Genomic DNA, 17862 nt, shown 5'->3' on the forward strand with positions numbered 1-17862 from the left:
CCACTCCTTCCAGAATGCCTGATATTATTCATTACCTTTTCCGTTTTCCTCTGCGCTGTACATCCTTACGAATGTCTTCAAAGCACGCTTCGTCGACAGTTCCTTTTTCCCGAAATGTCGATACGGCAGCGCTCATTACTTTAAAATTCAATTCCGTTCCCGCGCTGTCCGCCAGATAGTCAACAGCTCTATCTGGGGCAATTCCGAACCGCCCCGCAGTCTGTACAGCGTCGATGTTTGCACCGAGGAAGATAAACTCCCAGCCGTATTTTGCCTTTTGCCGCTCAATCTGTGCTTTTATCTTATCGGCGGAATATTCGCGGCTTGCGTTTTCCTCGCCGTCGGTAATAATTACGAACATCACCTTTTCAGCTCTATAGTCGTCGGCTGTGTTCTTTTGTGCATTGCCGATTTTATGAATCGTCCTGCCGATGGCATCAAGAAGCGCTGTGGAACCGCCCACCTGATACTCTTTCTCAGTGATTGGATTGACAGCCCTAATATCAATGCGGTCATGAAGCAGCTCGTAGTTATTATCAAATAACACCGTAGTAATGCGGCATTCACCCTCAACCGCCTTTTGCTTTTCAAGCATGGAATTATAGCCGCCGATCGTGTCTCTTTCCAAACCACTCATTGATCCGCTTTTGTCCAGTATAAAAACCAGCTCTGTTAATCCCTTTTTCATTGCTATGTCCTCCTTAAGTTTTGTTGATGACTTAAGGATAACAGCTCCAGCGAGGCGAGTGGTCACTTCGAAAGCGACAATTTTAATCGGTTTTGTTCTCGTTTACAATTATGTCGGTATCAATAATGATACAGTCTTCACCGCTAATCTCCATGATGCGGTTTTCTTTTTCTAAAATGAATCGTTTCTGATAAAACACATCAGCGTAGTCTAATACCTTTTTCATTTGTGCCGCATCTATAAATGCCCCCATTATTGCCGAAACAAAAGGAACTCCTTTTTTTATAACCTCTTTTGTCAGTTTTTTGCCAATTTGTTCGAACACCTCTCTGAACAGACTATTTTCAAGCCCCTTTTGCCCCGCTTTATCGAGTGCTGTTTGTGCGGATTTATATGCTAAGGCTCTCATTTGTGTCATCAAAAGAGGAATACCGCCCTTTGAAGCCATATCAGACCAAGTCTTTTGGGCCGTTTGTTTAATCATAGAAGCTTGACTCATTAGCATTACTTTACTGATTGTAGCTGTCAATTCGTTATTTACATCTTGTTGAGTCGGACTTAATGCTTTTGTAAAAACTTCGCTTGCAATCACTAATTCTTCAACGCTATTCTTTACATCGTAGCCGTAATACATTGCTATCGATTGTACGGCTCTAAAGTAAATAAATGTACTCAGGACTAAGTTGAAAGGTATTCCTGCAAAACCAAAAAAACCTGTTGCGCCGCCCTCTGCAAAAGCGATAAAAAAGTCTTGAGTTTTATATGAGGATACCAGTTTTGATATATTGTAGCTGCGTGCAAAGCAAATGTCCTCAAAGTCAGAAATAGAGATATCTGGTGTTGCTTTATTTACTTTTGATATGATTGCCTGTTCACTAATTGAAGTTTTAGCAGCCATCTCTTCAACGTACTTAAATCCTTTAGCAATCAGTTCAAGAGCCTGTCGGTATATTTCCTGTTCTGATATAGCTGAGGATACGCCGCTCCCTAAAGATTTAACTTTGCTGGGGATAATTTCTTCAACTTTCGAGCCGACCTCTTTCAATTTTTTTGATACTTTGCTCGGCTCAATTAGTTTATTATAACGCTCCGTCAGTGTATCGAGGGCGTTTGCTTCTTTAGTATCAATGATTGGTTTAGGAATAGGAAGATTTTGTTTCATTTAATCAGCCTCCCAGCAGCGGCTGGTCGTATTCGAACAGCACTTCGTTTATCTCAAAAACATCATACTTGCCGTTTGTGATAAAATACTCCACAATCACGTCAAACTTAACGGCGTGAGAAAGTGCATATCCTGCACGCTTCAAAAGATCATCGGTTTCGTCAAGGGATAACTCCAGCGCCACGGCAAGGGCAATTGCTGTGCGCTTGCTGGGCATATAGCCTGTGTTGCTCCGAATTTTAGAGAATAGCTTGCGGTCAAGATTTGCCCGTTTATAGACTTCCACATCCGTCTTACCCTTGGCATCAATCAAGCGGAGCAACGTCTTCGAGAACGGCTCATCAAGGTTGCCGACCAAATCGTCGAGTGGAGCAGGGGCACCAACGGACGGAGCAAGCAGATCTTTTAGAAAAGGTCCGTTGTACTTACTTGCGCTTTTATCGGCTTCCTCTAAGGCTTCCAATTCCACATCAAGCAGTTCCCGCCGTTGAGTTTGGCGCGGATGCGCATCGGCGTAGTACTCGTCAATATAGCTGTCCACCTCACCAAGCAGTTCGCGGCTTATGTTAAACGCCGATTTATCAAATACCACAAGAGCCACATCAATGTCATGGCCAGATAGAAAGTCCTGAATAGCCGAGGTAGCTACTTTTAGTGCTTTATCCTTTGGATAGCCATATATGCCGCTTGAAATTAACGGAAATGCTATGCTTTCACAATTATTTTCAACGGCGCGTTTCAGTGAATTTGTGTATGCGGCACGAAGATCTTTCTCATTCTTTGCCTCATTCCAATGTCGGTAAATCGGACCCGCCGCATGAATGACAAACTTCGCCGAAAGATCAAACCCCGGCGTGATAACGGCATCACCAATCTTTATCGGTGCGAGTTTATCGCAGGCAGATTGGAGCTGCGTTGTTCCCGCTGCTTTAAATATTGCTCCGCAGACCCCGCCGCCCATTTGCAATTCGGTGTTAGCTGCGTTGACGATGGCGTCAACTTTCAGCTTTGTTATATCTTGACGGACAATAGTAAACGGCATTAACACACCTCCTCTCTTGTTATGAACCATTATTTATCTACTTTTTTAACGTCGCTGAATTATACAATGCCTTTACTTTTGAAGATGGGCAATACTATTGGAAAGATATTCATCTACTGCAATCGAACCAGAGAGTTCTTTAATCAACTGATTGCCGAGAGAGAAATCTGATACCATAGCACATAATTTAATTAATTCTACGACACAGTTAGAATTTTTACTTGCCAAAGAATACGCCTTTTTCATTTCATGATAAGCCAATGTAATAAGTCCGCTATCCCTCAGAGCATCAGCTCTATTAAAAAGCGTATCATAATTCAAATTCATTTTGCATAGTGCATTTGCCGCCCATACTCCCCGGAACCCAACCTCATTGACAGCTATTGCATACAACTCCTTATATGCAAGCTGCAGATATGGTGCGGCTTTCTCTGTTGCGAAAGGAGCCATGCCTAACTCATAAAAGCCTTCGCAATATGAGTTTACATATTTTAAATCTTCTTGTATTACATCTGATGTAATATCATATATGATAAACTTATCAGTCTCTAAAGAAGCAGGAAATGCTTTTTTACAAATCGCATAGGTACATGTTGTATCAAAAAGAATTTTTACATGATCCCTCAAAGTCCAAATCCTATAAGAAAAGTCAAGCCCTCCGAAATCTCCATGAAGTATCTGCTTTTGAAACTTAAAAAACTCTGCATTTTCCGCCCAAGCAACAATATGGTATTTTTCTCCGTTGTCTACCAGAAAGATTGTCAAGTTGCTTTTTGAAACATTTGAAATTTCTGCTTCTGTGTCAATATAAATGTTCCCATCATAAAAAGTAAAGGCATTTTGAAAATCTTCCAGATAAGGAATGATAACAAAAACCACCTCGTTTTTACCTTTTGAATAATCAGCTGTTATTTTGTCATATTTCAAGTTAAGTGAGTAATCGCTAAGATATTCATCCAGTTCTTTTGAATATGTCTTGTAATTAGGAAATCTATTGGCCCTCAGCATAAATTTGCGGTCATGGTCTGCAAAATCCTGGTGCAAGCTTTCGTGATAAACGACGGATGCCAAAGCTTCATAAGAAATGTCATTACTATTTAATGCCCGGCTAATAGTAATCTGATTATTATATAAATCGTATTTGCCATTGATGGCTGTCCAGTGTTCATCAGACCATAAGATATTAGGGCGCGGTAAAGCTTTTGATGCATAGTACTTTGTGCGTACTTCATCAAGTATTTTATCTAAGTCGTACATTGTATTTGCTCCTGTTAATCATTTCTCTATTAACCAGAACTTTCTTTCGCTTCCAAATGCGCCTTTATCACGTGGCTCAAAGCCCAATGTTTCGCAGTATCTTGCATATTCCTTATTTAAGATAGAATTGACCGAAGGTTTGGCACCCAAAATTCTTGATATAGCCGGATTAGTCTCTTTCCCGTCTTTTTCCACGTTGTTCAAATGAGCGTCCATTGAATTGTCAGCGTAACCAATGAATCTACTGGGATAAAATCTATAAACGCTGGAATCTTCCATCGCAACAAAGCAAGTTCCGTTTTTGATTAAGTTAAGGGCAAAATCATATTCCGGATCAACTTGAGCATTGAGGTATCTATCTAAAGTTTGGATGTTCGTGATTAATTCATTTAAATTAGAAACGGTTTTCATAATTAATTAGTGCTCCTTTTCTTTGTTTTGTAACATTTTTTTAATACTCCTCTTTCCAGAAAAAGCAAACTTAAATCCGATTTTCGTTATGTAATTTCAAATTTTAACTTTTTATTCAAAGAAGGCGAATTTTCATTCTTTTCACGATAGGCCCAAAGGATTTTATCAATTTTCCTTGGCGTCCATGTGCCAGTCTGAAATATTCGATTCAATTCGTCTGCCTTTGCACGCAACACCTGTTCAAGCATTACGCCATCTGCAAGCGTCAACGCCTCTGGGCGCATCCGAACAAGATTTTCAAGTTCATTTAACTCATTAATGCGCAGCAAGGACTTCACTACAAATTGATCAACAGTCCCAAAATAATCAGGGAATAAAACTGAAAGTAATCCTGACGCTCCGGCGATGCCCAAACCTCGAATCCTGCTTGCGATCTCAAGTCCAGTACGAATTTGTGCCTTATCAAAAGAAAACAACTCGTTCTGAATCTCAGCCAGTGTGGTGATGTCAGTCAAATGCCTTTTTAACTGTGCGCGGGTGGTGGCAAGCCGATTTTTGGCAGTATATTTCCAGACAAAGTAAGTGTCGTGGAGAAAAAGATAAAATGTCTCAACATTCATATGTTTTATGTCATCTGGATTTAACATCTCAAGCGATTTTTCCAGATTTCTATTCGCATCAGAAACCTGATTCCAATAACAATTCTCGGCAATCAGCCAGTCGTCTTGGCGGGTAGAAGACCACAGCTCTTCAATTTTCAGTTCCATCATCCATCCCTCAAGTTCTTTTCTCACACGCTATCCTTGCAGTTCCTTTTTTAATCTATCAATTATTAAAGCTTCACGGGCTTCTAAAAATTCCGGGAAGTTTGTAAACGCAAGATCAACGCCAGCGGGTATCAGATGTTTCTGCCGATAGGCAGTCTTTGCCTCTTCTGTAGGCAGGTTATCCTCAAACCACTTCTTAAAATCTTTATTGGTTTTTGATGTATTGTCCAGCCCCTCAAGTAATTGAAGGTTGCCTATGTAATTGAAGTTCTCCAAGAAATCTGAAATTCTATCCGAAGGAACTCCCATCTTGCGAAGCTTGCGCTCTGTGAACTCTGCTTTTGGGAAAATGTGATCCATATGAAACAAATTGTGCAAGTCTGCCCAAGGGTAGAGAACCGACATCACTGTCAGCGTATCACCTTGTCCATATTTGAGATACAGCAGATTTTCAATGTCAGCATCCGTAAATTCATGTGTTCTGTTTGTTCCCTTAAACCGCTCAATAATTTGTTCAAGCGGAAAGATCGAACCATCGCTTTTAGCGATTATCTCCCGAATAGGGCGCAGGACACCATCAGGCTGGGAACTGAACACACGCTTCAGCATGGCGCTTACAAGCCATTTTTTGATTGCCCTAACGTTCTCAGCATTTTTGGGTGATGCCGCAAAATTTGAAGGCAAGCCTATGTGTTTAATATAATAGGCGATAGGTATGAACAGGTTATTTGATGTCAGGTTATCTCTGTTAAAACCCAGTCTGGCGGCAAGGGTTACCGCTTCTCGCAGGGCAGCCATAATATTTGACCATTCCGACTGTATCTTCATCATATTAGTGTGATTGAAGTTATCAATTTTGAATGCTATGTCAGGGAAATCACACAGGACTAAGCAGGCTTTGAGTATAAAATCTTTATTGACATTGAATCCTCTGCCAATTGCGTTTATTTCGTCAACTGCACTATGAATTTCCTCACGGGCATCCAGATCATCCCATTGTGCAGAAGCAATGGAAAGGAGAAGGTCGGAGTAACTGAGTGGTGTTCCTCCGCTGTTTACACGAATAAATATGTTGAGGACTTTGTCCAGTTTATCGCTCTTTTCAAGATAATAGCTGATCGTTCCATCGGCGTGAATTGCTTGCCACAGTTTACTAAGTGTTTCGGTGGCAAATTCTGCTTTCTCCTCATCATATGAGCCTTGTCCGATTTTAACAAGATAGCTGTTGACTTTTTGGAGGTACTTCATCGCATCGGACAGTTTATCAAAACCCAGTATATCCCCAACGAAAAACCAGTAGTGGCTATCGTCATTTTTGCACTCATCAGAAGTAAGAAATGCAAAATCATAAAACCAGTCATCGTCATCCGATTTTTTCAATAAGTTCAGATAAAGCTTTCTTATCGGGTAGGCTTTCGGATTATCATACCGCATATATGGTTTTTTATAGGCGTATGTCCCCATTAATCCTAAATACAGCGATGTCAAGCGTTGCTGGCCATCAAGAATAGCAGTGACGGTCTCGTTGCCGATAATACTTGCTTTCGGATTGTGCCGGCCATCCTTTTCCTGTTCGTGATAATTCCGAAGAAATTCATAAAAAACAAACTCCTTCACGTTAGCAGGGCTAACCTCCCAAAACAGAAAGGAACCAATGGGATAGCCAAGCATCAGGCTGTCAAACAGCTGGGTTATTTGGTCTACATCCCAGACAAACTCACGTTGAATAGACGGCAGCAAATATTTTTTGCTATGTATATTGGCAACTGTTTCCTTGATTGTTAGTGCAGTTTGAAAAGCCATAAAGTACCTCCAAATCTTTTTATTAGTCTGTTATTATCTGTCAATCGGCATCTTGGCCAATGAAATTACTGTGTCACGCAACTCGATAAAAGAACACTTTTTGACACCAAGAGCCAATAACGTATTTAATCCTATTGATTTTTGATTGCTAACGGCAGCGTTCAGAGCTTCTGTAGCAATGGGATAAAAATCCCACTGTGCTAAGTCAAGCGGGTTTACCAACTTCTGTTCTTTGCAGTTTTGAACGCAAAACACATAAACGTTCGCTTGGCGTATAGCAATTTCCGCATAAGTATTCGTAACCGAATCCCAAGCCAGAGTTTCACGGATGCCAAAACGAATATTGGAGATCCTCTTTTGCGCCCAACTCTGCAAATAGGCTGAGGTTTTCACTTCGATTTTTATACCTTCGGGTGTCAACACGTCAAAAGCTCTCCAGCCTTCGCTAACACCATTGGCACAGTGCATTGCCAGAGAAACAATGTACTCGGCGAGTTTGCCACGCTCCGTATTTCCCATCAGGTCGGAGTATGCCCATCTCCAAAAGTCTACAAGATGAGCGGAGCAGCAGCCGTTAAGGAAACACTCGTCACCATGCTTTTTTTCCACGGCCAGCGCCGGATATTGATATTCACAATTAGCCACGATGTTTCCTCCTTCTTGAAGCCTATTCCTCTGTTTGTGCATCCTCATTAAAGATTCTATCGAGTTCGGCATTAGATGTCACACCGCGAACCCTATTTCTGACGCTCAGTTTTCCCATATCCAAGCGATAGAAGTGATCTCGCTTGTCCGCGCCTTTTACCTTGCGGATCAATTGAATACGTCCGAAATGCTCTCCGTGCTTCTCTGCAAATTTGGCCAATCCAACGGCTTTCGGATAATTATCCTTACGGCTTGAGTCATGCGGTTCAAGTACATCAAAAACATATCCATGTGCATCAGCTCGAACAACAATCAGGTCAGGGAACATCGAAGTTACCACTCCGTCCACTTCGTATGGAACTTCCAATGACCACCTTTTACGGTCAAGGTTGCGGAGCCATGCTACAGCACCCTTTTCATCCTTCATTTCTTCCCTGATAACACCAAGCTCCCAGTCATTCAGGCTTACCTTGAATTCACCACCATCAAAAGGGATGTAGAGGTGTTTTTCCAGAATTACAGCATCTTCGCCAATCAAAAAATCAATGGTTGGGGGCAGTTCCCAGTCAAGAGCAATTGGGGTCGTTGATGATAGAGCCAGCTTTTTATAAGCATCTCTACGATCCTCTTTCAATTTTCGGAATGCTGTTTTATGCATGTCATATAATTCGTTGAACAGCTTGTCTGCAAACGATTCAAGACGCTCCATGGCTGCATTGTCGTTTGTCAACACAATAATTTCTGTTTTTACATCCTTAAAATCACGGACAGCGTGACGGACCCAATATTCCTTGTGCAAACCCTCGCCGAGCACTTTTCCCGCCCGTTCAAAGAGATTGTTGATATCAAATTCTGAGAGCTCCACAATTTCTGATATGTTGTCTGTCGTCCCTTCTGCGCCGCTGCCGTAATCTATGGTAAGCGTTCGCAACGCCAAGCCGGTAACAGCTTTAGAGATCTCTTCAAATTTGCCGCTTTTCTTCAATTCGGCTATTTCCGATTCAAACTCATCAAGCACCTTTTTCAGTGTGCTTTTTCGAGCTTCAGGGGCAATCATGTCCTGCGTTAGCGCACGGGCAAGCGCAATCAGTCTGCGGAGTGCGGGTTGTTTCCTCGCGGAATCTATGCGATAGGTTATTAAATTCATATCGCTAAATACATCGGCAAATGCAGGATCACGTTTCAGGGTGATGAGCTCCTTATGCGATCCGGTTTCAGCAGGAACAATTGCCTCACTGTCGCGCAATGCCTGCTCCACCATTTTGACTGTTTTTTCATCAAAAAAAGGAAGAAATAGACCTACATTGTTCAGTTCGGCATCAGACTCCACACGACGGGCAAGCGGGGTACGTATCATACGTCCGAGCAATTGAGCGATATAAGTATAATCATTTGCGTGTCGGAACGACATCATTGTTTCGGCACGAGGGCAGTCCCAGCCAGTGGAAAGATTCATTTTAAAGAACACAACGATAGCCTTTTCATCTTCTTCAATGCGGGAAGCATCCACCCTGCGTATATCCAGCCCATGCCTTTTAATGGTCTCGTGTTTATCAAACGTATGAACAACTTCTCCAGCTTGAAGTCTGCGCCCGATCGCATCTTCAAGTATGGAGATACAGGAATCCAAATCTGTTTGAGTGATTTCCCGTTCATTTCCATCCTCAACCTGAATGACAAGAACAGGGCGGACGGGTTTCTTAATTTCCTCGTGGTCACAATAAGACTGCCATCGTTCACATTTCTTTTTCCAATTGGCAACGGCTTCCTTAAACATCGTCATATCGGCACCGATTGCAATGTCGGGGAAGTGAATAATAACTCTGTCTTTCAAAAGACCGGATTCTCGCACATCTTCAGGAGGAACGACAACTTTTTGTATAGTAGATGTCGTATCGGCCACAAGCTTTTGAAACCGTTGAGGCGTAGCGGTCACTCCCATAATAAGAGGCATAACAGGGAGACCATCTTCTTTACTTCCTTTAATAAATTTCTGCATGATAGACTGTGCTTTATTTTCGGCCTGTGGGGATGTAAATGTTCCTCTATGCGCTTCATCGATTACAACATAAAAGGACTTGGGCTGACGCTCCGCAGTATTTGCAATTGTTTCCCAAATCGTATATTCGCGCAAATTGGATTTCTGCGTGAGCAGCTTGTCCGAACCGAGCTTTTGTGTATTCAGAAAATAGATGCCGCCGGGGGCAAAATACTCTGCATCAAAAGTCGAGTCAATTACCCGAATGTCCCTTGTGCGAAATTTTTCTGATTTGCTTTCAATTTTCAAACGTGTCTGCTCATTGAGTTCCGGCATATCCGAAAGCCAAACGAAAACAGAATCCGGCTCCGCTACTCCATAGGCATGGCCGAAGATAATATCTTCAAATAAAGCGGTCATAATAATTGTCTTACCGGCACCTGTGGGAGCAGTAAACGAAATGACCTGAGGATCTTTTTCACTCCAATAGGCATGTGCTTTTTTTATCTTCTCGTGCAAGTCGGCAAGTGCCGATTCTTGAAACGGAAATAACGTTGCTCTCATAGATTATTCCTCCTGCTCCCGATTACGAAATTATCAATATAGTCGCGGTATAGCTGATAAGTTTGCTCGATCCCAATACCATCCGACATCTCTCTGAACGCTTCCTCAGAGTTTGTAACAAAATATACCGTACCAATATTTTTCGTTTCCAGCAAAGCCTCGGCAAATTTACCGTAGCAGTCTTCATCAAGGAGAACTGCAAAAGAGTTCTGCGGCAAAATCAACATATTCGGCAGTTCCGCACTGTCCAGCTCGGGGCGCTTGCCAATCGCTCCAGCTTTCAGCCATAGCAAGGGAAGAATCTCGGCGAATTGCTGACCGAGCGACACGCTGTTTTTGTCAAGAAAGCCAAGCTTGAAGTATTCTACATTAGCGGCGAAACCTTCGCTCATCGGGCGCTTCAGAGGTTCGGTTACCGTGACCGTACCGAGAAGGTCCACGACCTTTTGTCTGATGTTATTATATGTTCGGCTGTCTTTTGCCACGATATAGAAATCGGTTATATGCTCCTGATCTTCAAGGACATTGAGCCATTCATCAGCAGCATCAGGGTCAAACAACACGGACGCTGTATGCTTTTCTGATACAATGAAACGGCTGTCTGCTTTCACGAGAGACTGCGGCAGCTTATCCTTACCGATGAGAGCAACAATCTGCTTTTTCGCAGCAGGGGTAAGTGATGCAGGATTTTCAACAAAGCCAAGCTGATAGAACGAGCGATTGACTTCTTTTGTCGTTGTTTGGTTTGTAAAATATTCGCCTGAAAGCACCGTACCATCAGCCCGTTTGCCAAGGATGCTGTACTCCGTGCGCGGCCAAGTCACCGAACGGCAAATGCCGTGCTTTTCCCATTCTGGATCACCCGGCTGGTATCCCCGTTCAGTCAATAGTTGGGCTTCGGCTTCGGAAACCTCGTTGTTGGTGACAAGGATGCAGCGCCGTTTTCCATTGTCCTCAGCGTTCAGCAGATTAACAGCATGAAGAGTCGTTCCACTACCGGCGAAAAAGTCAACAATAAGAGCGGTAGGCTTGTTTTTCATAACTGCAGAAATGGCATCCTTTGTAGAATAAAGAGACTTCGGGAATGAAAACGCTCGTGATTGTCCAATTATCGCTGATACCATGTCAGAACCATATGCACCCGCATCGTGAGTGGTACGATGCCATACGGTTTTTATCACTCTTGTATCATCGTTTACATATTCAATTTCCACAACACCTGTAATTGGATTTCGAGCAACAATTCTTATACCACCGCGCTCAATTTGAAGCTGATTAGGTTGGCTGATGTAAGAAATACCCCATGTCGCTCTTTGCATGTCAAATTTCCCACATGCCACATATCCCTTTTTAATCAAATCATTCAGTGTTTCACTACCCACGCTCCACCGACCATATGACCCATCGCGTCTGATAGGCCATGCAACATCATATCCATCGATCTTATCTCCAAGTACAGGATTCTGGGAAATAGGTAAATAATTCCCAGCACGAATAATCATCTGTTTTTCAGCATCGATTAAAACAGGATAGAACATACTCTCTCTATCAGTTCTCAATGCGTCTGTTCCGGAACGAAGAAGTCCTTTCCATCGAGGCTTTCGATTAGGATTAGGTATATTAAGCAAATTATCTTTGCTGTCTGCAACAAATGCATTCTTAGCAAAGCAAAAGATAGCATACTCCTCTACACGGGAAAAACGGCCTTGAGTTACACCTTTGGGATTCGTGACTGCGGTTATCATTTGAACAAAAAATTCTGGAAAGATATCCTCAAGCATCGTCCGTAAATGATGAACCTCATGTTCGTCAATTGTAACAATAAGAACGCCTGTATTTGGATTAAGAATACGCTTCGCCAATCGTAAACGCTTTTTCATCATCGAAAGCCATTTGCTATGCCGCCATGCATCGGCGGAGTCCACATAGTCATTGTTATATTTCCAGTCCCTTGCCCCTGTGTTATAGGGCGGGTCTATGTATATGCAATCCACTTGTCCCTCGTAAAGGTACTCCAAAAGCTGAAGAGCATGGTAGTTATCCGCTTCAATAATCGTGTGCCAGAGACTGTCATTCGGCGCATTTTCCACTTTCGCAATCGGCTCAAGCGACGGGAAAATCGGCTCGCCGAATTGTGCCACGGATACCAGTTCCGCAATCGGGATGGTTTCAATTTCGTGCGAGTTCTTGTGTTCACAGATGGCGGTCTCACCGTCCATCTTTTTCACGATATAAACACCTGTAAGCTTTCCAGTCTTTCTGGCGACGAAAGACCCGCACCTAAAGGCGACACCGTAAAGCGGCGTATACTCCGGCTCGTGTTCCTCAAACACCAGCCCAAACTTCTTATTTTTTTTGAGACTATCTACTTCGGTTGTCAACTGCTCTCGCAGTGTCGGGTCGGAGATTTGCCTCAGTAGGTTTCCAATACGTGCCATGTGCTTTTATCTCCTTAATCTTCATCGTTTCGCTGTTCTGTTTTTGCTTTATCTTCGGCATCTGATCTGGAAATGGGCTCCGTCTCTGGCACAGCATTTTGCCGGCTCCAAGACTTGCCAAACAATTCATTCCCCACGGACAGGCGGAGAACTGACGCCTTATCAACGATTTTGTATGTATTGGGTGTATAAGTATCTGCCTTATCAAATGCGATGAACACTTGCTTGCCGCTTTCACCGCTTTTCTGATACAAACCAAGTATCTGTTCAAAATCGGCATCCTCTATACGCTTAACGATGCTTGAATCATGAATCAGAACAGGGAGCGGAGTTAAAGCGAGCATACTCAGATCGTATACCACAAGACTCTTAAACGCTGTTCCTTCACTCTTATCATCGGGGGTTTCAAACTCAAAGGTCTTGTCCGGTTTTAGCGTCAATTCTGGTGCAGTTCTGTCACCGCCGGTAATAATATCATTAATTCGCTGCATTTCAGCGTTCACTTCATCCTGAGCAGCGGCGAGAGCTTCTTCCTGCCGCTTGCGGAGATTCGCCAGCAGATGTTCTATCTCCTTGCGCTTTTCCATTTGCTCCATTTCGCCTTGCAGTGCTTCATTCTCTTCAACCAGTTTTTCTATTTCCCGTGACACACGGGCGTACTGAGTAAGAATGGATTGCGAGAGCGATTTGGCGACTCCTGAACCCTCGATTTGCTTCTCATAGTTTACAATATCGGCATCTATGTATTCAATTTGCGGCGTCAGCCGTGCAATTTCTTCCTCAATGTCAGCACGAAGAAAACCGTTGATCTTAGCATGGAAAGCTTCAACATCAGTAAAAGCATCAATTTTAGCATTAGGAAAAAAATGGAGCAGCGCCGAAAAGTCTTTTTTTAGCGCTCCGTCATTACCAGGCATATTGTTGCGGACTGCATTAAGCTGGGATATCAAACGACTCTTCCGGCGGCTCAGTTTACCTAACTCACTCTTAATTTCAGCAAGCCGCTCCGCTTGCTGTGGATCAATACCCAAAGCGCGCAGGTTGGCCTCTTCATTTTGTCTGCACAGCCTCTCCCTGCGCTTTTCCAGACTTTCTATTTTATCCTTATTCTCGCCAATATCAGCCGTGATATCCGATATGGAACGTTCCGCTTGTTTGCTTGGCTTGATGCCATAGCTTTCTTCGGCGGTTTTCAGATTCTGGATGGCTTCAAACTTATCCAATAATTTCATAAGGTACTCTACAGCCGTTGCCATTGATTCGCGCTCGCTTTGCAGAGGCTTGTGTTCGTTATGACTTCCATGGCCGTAAATACGGAAGAATCTTTCTACAATTTCATCGAAAGTAATACCCCTCAGGAGTATTCTATACTCATGGAACAGCCATTTGCGATAGTTCGGCACACTCATTTCCTCAATGACATGGAACTGGCTGTCGCAGCGATTCACCACGGACGGGCGGCTTGTGCTTCGAGAAAAAAAGTAGGGAAAATCATCAAATTCAAAGATAAAGTTTATCGTGTGGTGATCAATATAAGTGATCACATCCTTTGCGGATTTCGGGTAGTTATCCCCTCCAAATACAAAATCCAGTATCAGCAGAAAAGTGGACTTGCCAATAGCGTTGCTGCCATCCGAACTGCCAAGGATGACGTTAAGCCCAGGTCGGAAATCTTCCGGCTGAGTTTTAAACTTATCGCATGTTATCCGCTTTAACATAGTGGAATACCTCCGTCCCGTCAGGTATTTCTATTTGCCCAAGTTTATACAAACAATCAAGGGCATCAAGAAATATGCTTATTTCTGATACTTTTGTCCGTGTCGCTTCGAGCAGTTCATGCGGGGTCATATCCCGCTCCTCTAATTTCTCCAAGATAGGCGCGAAAAGAGCAATGACGCTATCGGAGAAGGAATTAACTTTGCTTGGTATTTTCATTGAACAAATCACACCTTTTCACTAAATATCCAACAATGATCTCACAGGCATCTCTATGTCTCTGTCCAACTTGTGAAAATAGTTTTTCAACTAAGAGATCCGCTATGTATTCCTGTGGATCGATAATATCTGATTTTTTCTGTATTCCACTCTCGAGCAGCTTATAAGCGGATTTCATTAACTCCCCAAACATATTCGTGTCAAATCCGATTTCCTGTTCAAGACGGGAGCAAGTGTTTTTTACAGTTTTATATAAGCGAGCCATACTCGCATTAATCTTGTCCTTCAGGAAAGGTTCGTGAATCTTACGCTCAATCTCAACCAAATCCTTGATATCTGTTGGTTCCAGTCCTTGCGCATTCTTTGTCTTATGAACTTCGCGCAGAACAGTCTCTATTTCATCCTGAAACTTAATACCGGATATTCTGTCAAGAAATGCCTGAATATCCGCACAACGGTGTTTTTTTTCAAGCAACTCTGCTATTTCATCAGATGACATCACCGGAACAAGAGGAGCACATTCGTTTGTACATAATGCTACCGCATTTTCATAGCTGTCCGCTTCATCTGGTGACTGCTTCAAATAGACAATTTCACAGTTTTTAACCGGAATCTTCCCTCGCTTGGGAATTCCAAGATAACCACCGCAATATAAACACTTTCCATTAGCTTCTGACAGCAGAGTAACAAGCAGGGAATCGTCCTGCTTTGATGGCTGAGGTAGTTGCTTGATTTTGTCTATAACATACTCTGCGACACCTTCGGCGAATTCTGTATCGGTCTTTCCGTTTCTATGATCATAAGTGCGGACCCGATCTGACACATTATCCTCAAGGAGCGTTATTTCTTCAATCCGAGATGTGAAGGAAAGAACATACTCTTGTGTAACAGATCGAATCGTCTTTTTACCGCTTCGGTTCGTAGTGTTTGTGACAACATATAAAAAGACTCCGGCCAAAAACGAATGAAAACAGAATTCGGTTTGTGATGCCAATTCTTTTTTGGTTATGCCATTGACCAGCTCGACTTTCGTATCATCGTAAATACCATGTATTTTCTTCCCATCTTTTTCAGGAAGATCATTACCAATCATGTCTTTAAGTGTCAGGATTATCTGCTTGGATAAATTACTGTCCAACAGTTTGATGACATTGTTCTTAAAGTAGCTGGCTACTTCTTGTGGAACGGCGCTGCGGGCTGGCCCAGTAATATCTTTTGAGAGATTTTGTTCACACCGCAATAATTTTGATGTGGCATCTTCTCTGACACGATCTGCATTTTCCTGCCCTGAAAATGTAAACTCATAATTGGGGGCAACAGAATGAAGAAGTGCTTCGCACAACTGCTTATTATCAATATTAACTGCCTTGCACGGAACAAGAATCGCTAAATATGAGCCAAAACATAACCTCATGCCGAAACCCTCCATTCAAACTGAACTGTATCCTATTTATTTTCTTCATCAATATAATCGACGATATCTCCAATATTACATCTGAGAGCCTTACATATGCGCGCCAAAACGTCCATGCTGACCGGCAGTTCTTTGCCTAACTTTGCCATAGTAGTTGTAGTTAAGCCCGTCATAGCCATCAAATCTTTTTTCATCATTTTTCTATCTATCAGTATTTTCCATAGCTTATTGTAGCTGAACGCCATAATATCTCCTCCAAAGAGCTTTGCCCTCAAATAGCCTATTTGGAATATTTTATCACGTTTTGAGACTGATATCAAGGTTAACTTGATTAACGCTGATATTGGCTTTGCATATTTAGACTTCATGCATGAACTTGGTACAATATTAAAAATTCGCTACTCACACGCTACTGGAAAGCTATTCCCACACCTCCAAGCTTGTCCCATAAATTAGTATGCTGTTATTGCGTAAGGCGATAACAGCTTTTGCTTTATATGCCTGAACACTCAAAAATCAGTCGAGGGGAGGGAAGTATTTCTATGACCGAAGTAAGAAACCTGAATAAAAAACGCATCGGCGATATGAGCAGTGATCAACGTCTGTTTGAAATTCAAATAAAAGATTGCGTTACTCGTATCACCGTAAATACCGATGGCACATTGAACATAACGCATGATCGTGTAAAACCTGTAGCATAACCGTACCTCAGTAACAAAAATGAAATCCGCCAGAACGCAAGACGGCAGTGCGGAACTTCCTGCAAAGGAGGTTCTCCTGCCGTCTTGTTTCGTTTATGCGGATTCGACGGTTCCGGCGGATTTCAAAAATTTGAAATTCAAAGGAGCAGATTTTATGAAAAGCATCAAAAGAGATACTCAGCGTCAGAGGGAGAGCAAGAAAAAATACCAAATCAAGGTGCAAGACCAGCTTGTGCCGGTCAGCGAAGAAATCTATTTTACCTATCACCGCATGAAGCGTCGTGAAACCTATCTGGAGGAAAGGGATACGGCAAACGGCGTCTTTTATTACAGTGCGATGGATACGGCGGAAACTACAGGTGAGGATGGTATTCCGGACCTTGTCTCTCCCCGTGTGGAGGATGTGGTCATGGACAAGCTCATAACGGAAAAGCTCCACAGGTGCCTCGCACAGCTTTCTAAGGAGGAACAGGCTTTAATCTTTGCCCTGTACTTTCAAGGAAAATCTCAGTCGGAATTGGAGCGGGAAACCGGTATCAAGCAACAAACTATCAGCTACCGTGAACGACAGATTCGGCTGAAGCTCAAAAAAATGATAGAAAAGTAAAAATATTTTTTGTAGACCCCCTCACGAAATCGGCTTAGTAGTGAGGGGGTTTTTCTATTCACCCTCACTGCTCTTTGAAAATTTCATATCCGACGACCTGAATACGTTAGCTGACGGCCCCAAAAAAGGGAAAGCGACCACGGAGGATGCGCCAAGACCACCTGTAGGACGGCGATGAGAACATGAAAGCAACCATATTACTTTTATTCTGTTCATGGCTTCTCATTTTCCAGCCTATCAAAGACGGCCAAATAAGGTGCAAAGCGGTACCCATCCGTCCGAAAAGCAGGCTGTGGCAGCTTGTTTCGCAATGACCCCGTCAGCCTATATTGATACTTCTGTCCAGTCACAGCCCCCCCTTGACAGGGGGACCACGCAATGAGGGCAGCCAGCGGAGATCCCGGTGGAGGTGAGATTCCTATGATGCGGTGAAGCCAGCCGCAGTTCAGG

Annotated in this window: 16 protein-coding genes; 2 read left to right on the forward strand and 14 right to left on the reverse strand. The window is 42.9% G+C overall.

Going from position 1 to position 17862, the window contains the following annotated elements; all coding sequences use genetic code 11:
- Positions 1-31: 31 nt before the first annotated feature.
- The 14 genes from E7L17_RS12275 to E7L17_RS12340 all read right to left on the reverse strand — a co-directional run bounded on the left by E7L17_RS12275 (position 32) and on the right by E7L17_RS12340 (position 16349).
- Positions 32-688 (reverse strand): vWA domain-containing protein, encoded by a 657-nt coding sequence (locus E7L17_RS12275; protein WP_195198675.1) that lies wholly within the window; start codon positions 686-688, stop codon positions 32-34.
- An 82-nt stretch (positions 689-770) separates the two neighbouring features.
- The gene (locus E7L17_RS12280; protein WP_316323436.1) at positions 771-1850 is read right to left on the reverse strand and encodes an EcsC family protein; all 1080 of its coding nucleotides are present in this window, start codon (positions 1848-1850) and stop codon (positions 771-773) included.
- A 4-nt stretch (positions 1851-1854) separates the two neighbouring features.
- Positions 1855-2892 carry a macro domain-containing protein gene (locus E7L17_RS12285; RefSeq protein WP_316323437.1) on the reverse strand — a complete coding sequence of 346 codons (1038 nt, stop codon included), beginning with the start codon at positions 2890-2892 and terminating at the stop codon, positions 1855-1857.
- A gap of 72 nt (positions 2893-2964) precedes the next feature.
- Positions 2965-4149, reverse strand: a complete 1185-nt coding sequence (locus E7L17_RS12290; protein ID WP_316323438.1) for a hypothetical protein — start codon at positions 4147-4149, stop codon at positions 2965-2967.
- Between the two features lie 18 nt (positions 4150-4167).
- Positions 4168-4560: a hypothetical protein gene (locus E7L17_RS12295; RefSeq protein WP_316323439.1), complete on the reverse strand. Its 393-nt coding sequence runs from the start codon at positions 4558-4560 to the stop codon at positions 4168-4170.
- A gap of 86 nt (positions 4561-4646) precedes the next feature.
- Positions 4647-5330, reverse strand: coding sequence for a hypothetical protein (locus E7L17_RS12300; protein ID WP_316323440.1), 684 nt, complete (start codon positions 5328-5330; stop codon positions 4647-4649).
- Positions 5331-5357: 27 nt separating this feature from the next.
- A complete protein-coding gene (locus tag E7L17_RS12305) occupies positions 5358-7130 on the reverse strand; it encodes a DUF262 domain-containing protein (RefSeq protein WP_316323441.1) in 1773 nt (590 codons plus the stop codon).
- Between the two features lie 33 nt (positions 7131-7163).
- A complete protein-coding gene (locus E7L17_RS12310) occupies positions 7164-7775 on the reverse strand; it encodes a hypothetical protein (protein ID WP_316323442.1) in 612 nt (203 codons plus the stop codon).
- A 22-nt stretch (positions 7776-7797) separates the two neighbouring features.
- Positions 7798-10317: a DEAD/DEAH box helicase family protein gene (locus tag E7L17_RS12315; RefSeq protein ID WP_316323443.1), complete on the reverse strand. Its 2520-nt coding sequence runs from the start codon at positions 10315-10317 to the stop codon at positions 7798-7800.
- On the reverse strand, positions 10314-12755 hold the full coding sequence (locus E7L17_RS12320) for a site-specific DNA-methyltransferase (RefSeq protein ID WP_316323444.1): 2442 nt from the start codon (positions 12753-12755) through the stop codon (positions 10314-10316). Before E7L17_RS12320 ends, E7L17_RS12315 begins: the two co-directional genes overlap by 4 nt.
- A 14-nt stretch (positions 12756-12769) precedes the next feature.
- Positions 12770-14473, reverse strand: coding sequence for a DUF2326 domain-containing protein (locus E7L17_RS12325; RefSeq protein WP_316323445.1), 1704 nt, complete (start codon positions 14471-14473; stop codon positions 12770-12772).
- Positions 14448-14690: an ABC-three component system middle component 7 gene (locus E7L17_RS12330; RefSeq protein WP_316323446.1), complete on the reverse strand. Its 243-nt coding sequence runs from the start codon at positions 14688-14690 to the stop codon at positions 14448-14450. Before E7L17_RS12330 ends, E7L17_RS12325 begins: the two co-directional genes overlap by 26 nt.
- Entirely contained in the window at positions 14668-16104 is a 1437-nt protein-coding gene (locus tag E7L17_RS12335; RefSeq protein WP_316323447.1) for an ABC-three component system protein, read from the reverse strand. Before E7L17_RS12335 ends, E7L17_RS12330 begins: the two co-directional genes overlap by 23 nt.
- Positions 16105-16136: 32 nt before the next feature.
- Positions 16137-16349, reverse strand: a complete 213-nt coding sequence (locus tag E7L17_RS12340; protein ID WP_117418225.1) for a helix-turn-helix domain-containing protein — start codon at positions 16347-16349, stop codon at positions 16137-16139.
- Between the two features lie 297 nt (positions 16350-16646).
- On the opposite strand from E7L17_RS12340, the gene E7L17_RS12345 reads away from it, so the two are divergent.
- Together E7L17_RS12345 and E7L17_RS12350 are read left to right on the forward strand one after the other, a co-directional pair.
- Positions 16647-16805, forward strand: coding sequence for a hypothetical protein (locus E7L17_RS12345; protein WP_170313502.1), 159 nt, complete (start codon positions 16647-16649; stop codon positions 16803-16805).
- A 154-nt stretch (positions 16806-16959) separates the two neighbouring features.
- Positions 16960-17412, forward strand: coding sequence for a sigma-70 family RNA polymerase sigma factor (locus E7L17_RS12350; RefSeq protein ID WP_316323448.1), 453 nt, complete (start codon positions 16960-16962; stop codon positions 17410-17412).
- Positions 17413-17862: the final 450 nt, after the last annotated feature.

The sequence above is a fragment of the Clostridium sp. genome, assembly GCF_032576335.1.
Lineage (GTDB): Bacteria > Bacillota > Clostridia > Oscillospirales > Acutalibacteraceae > Faecalispora.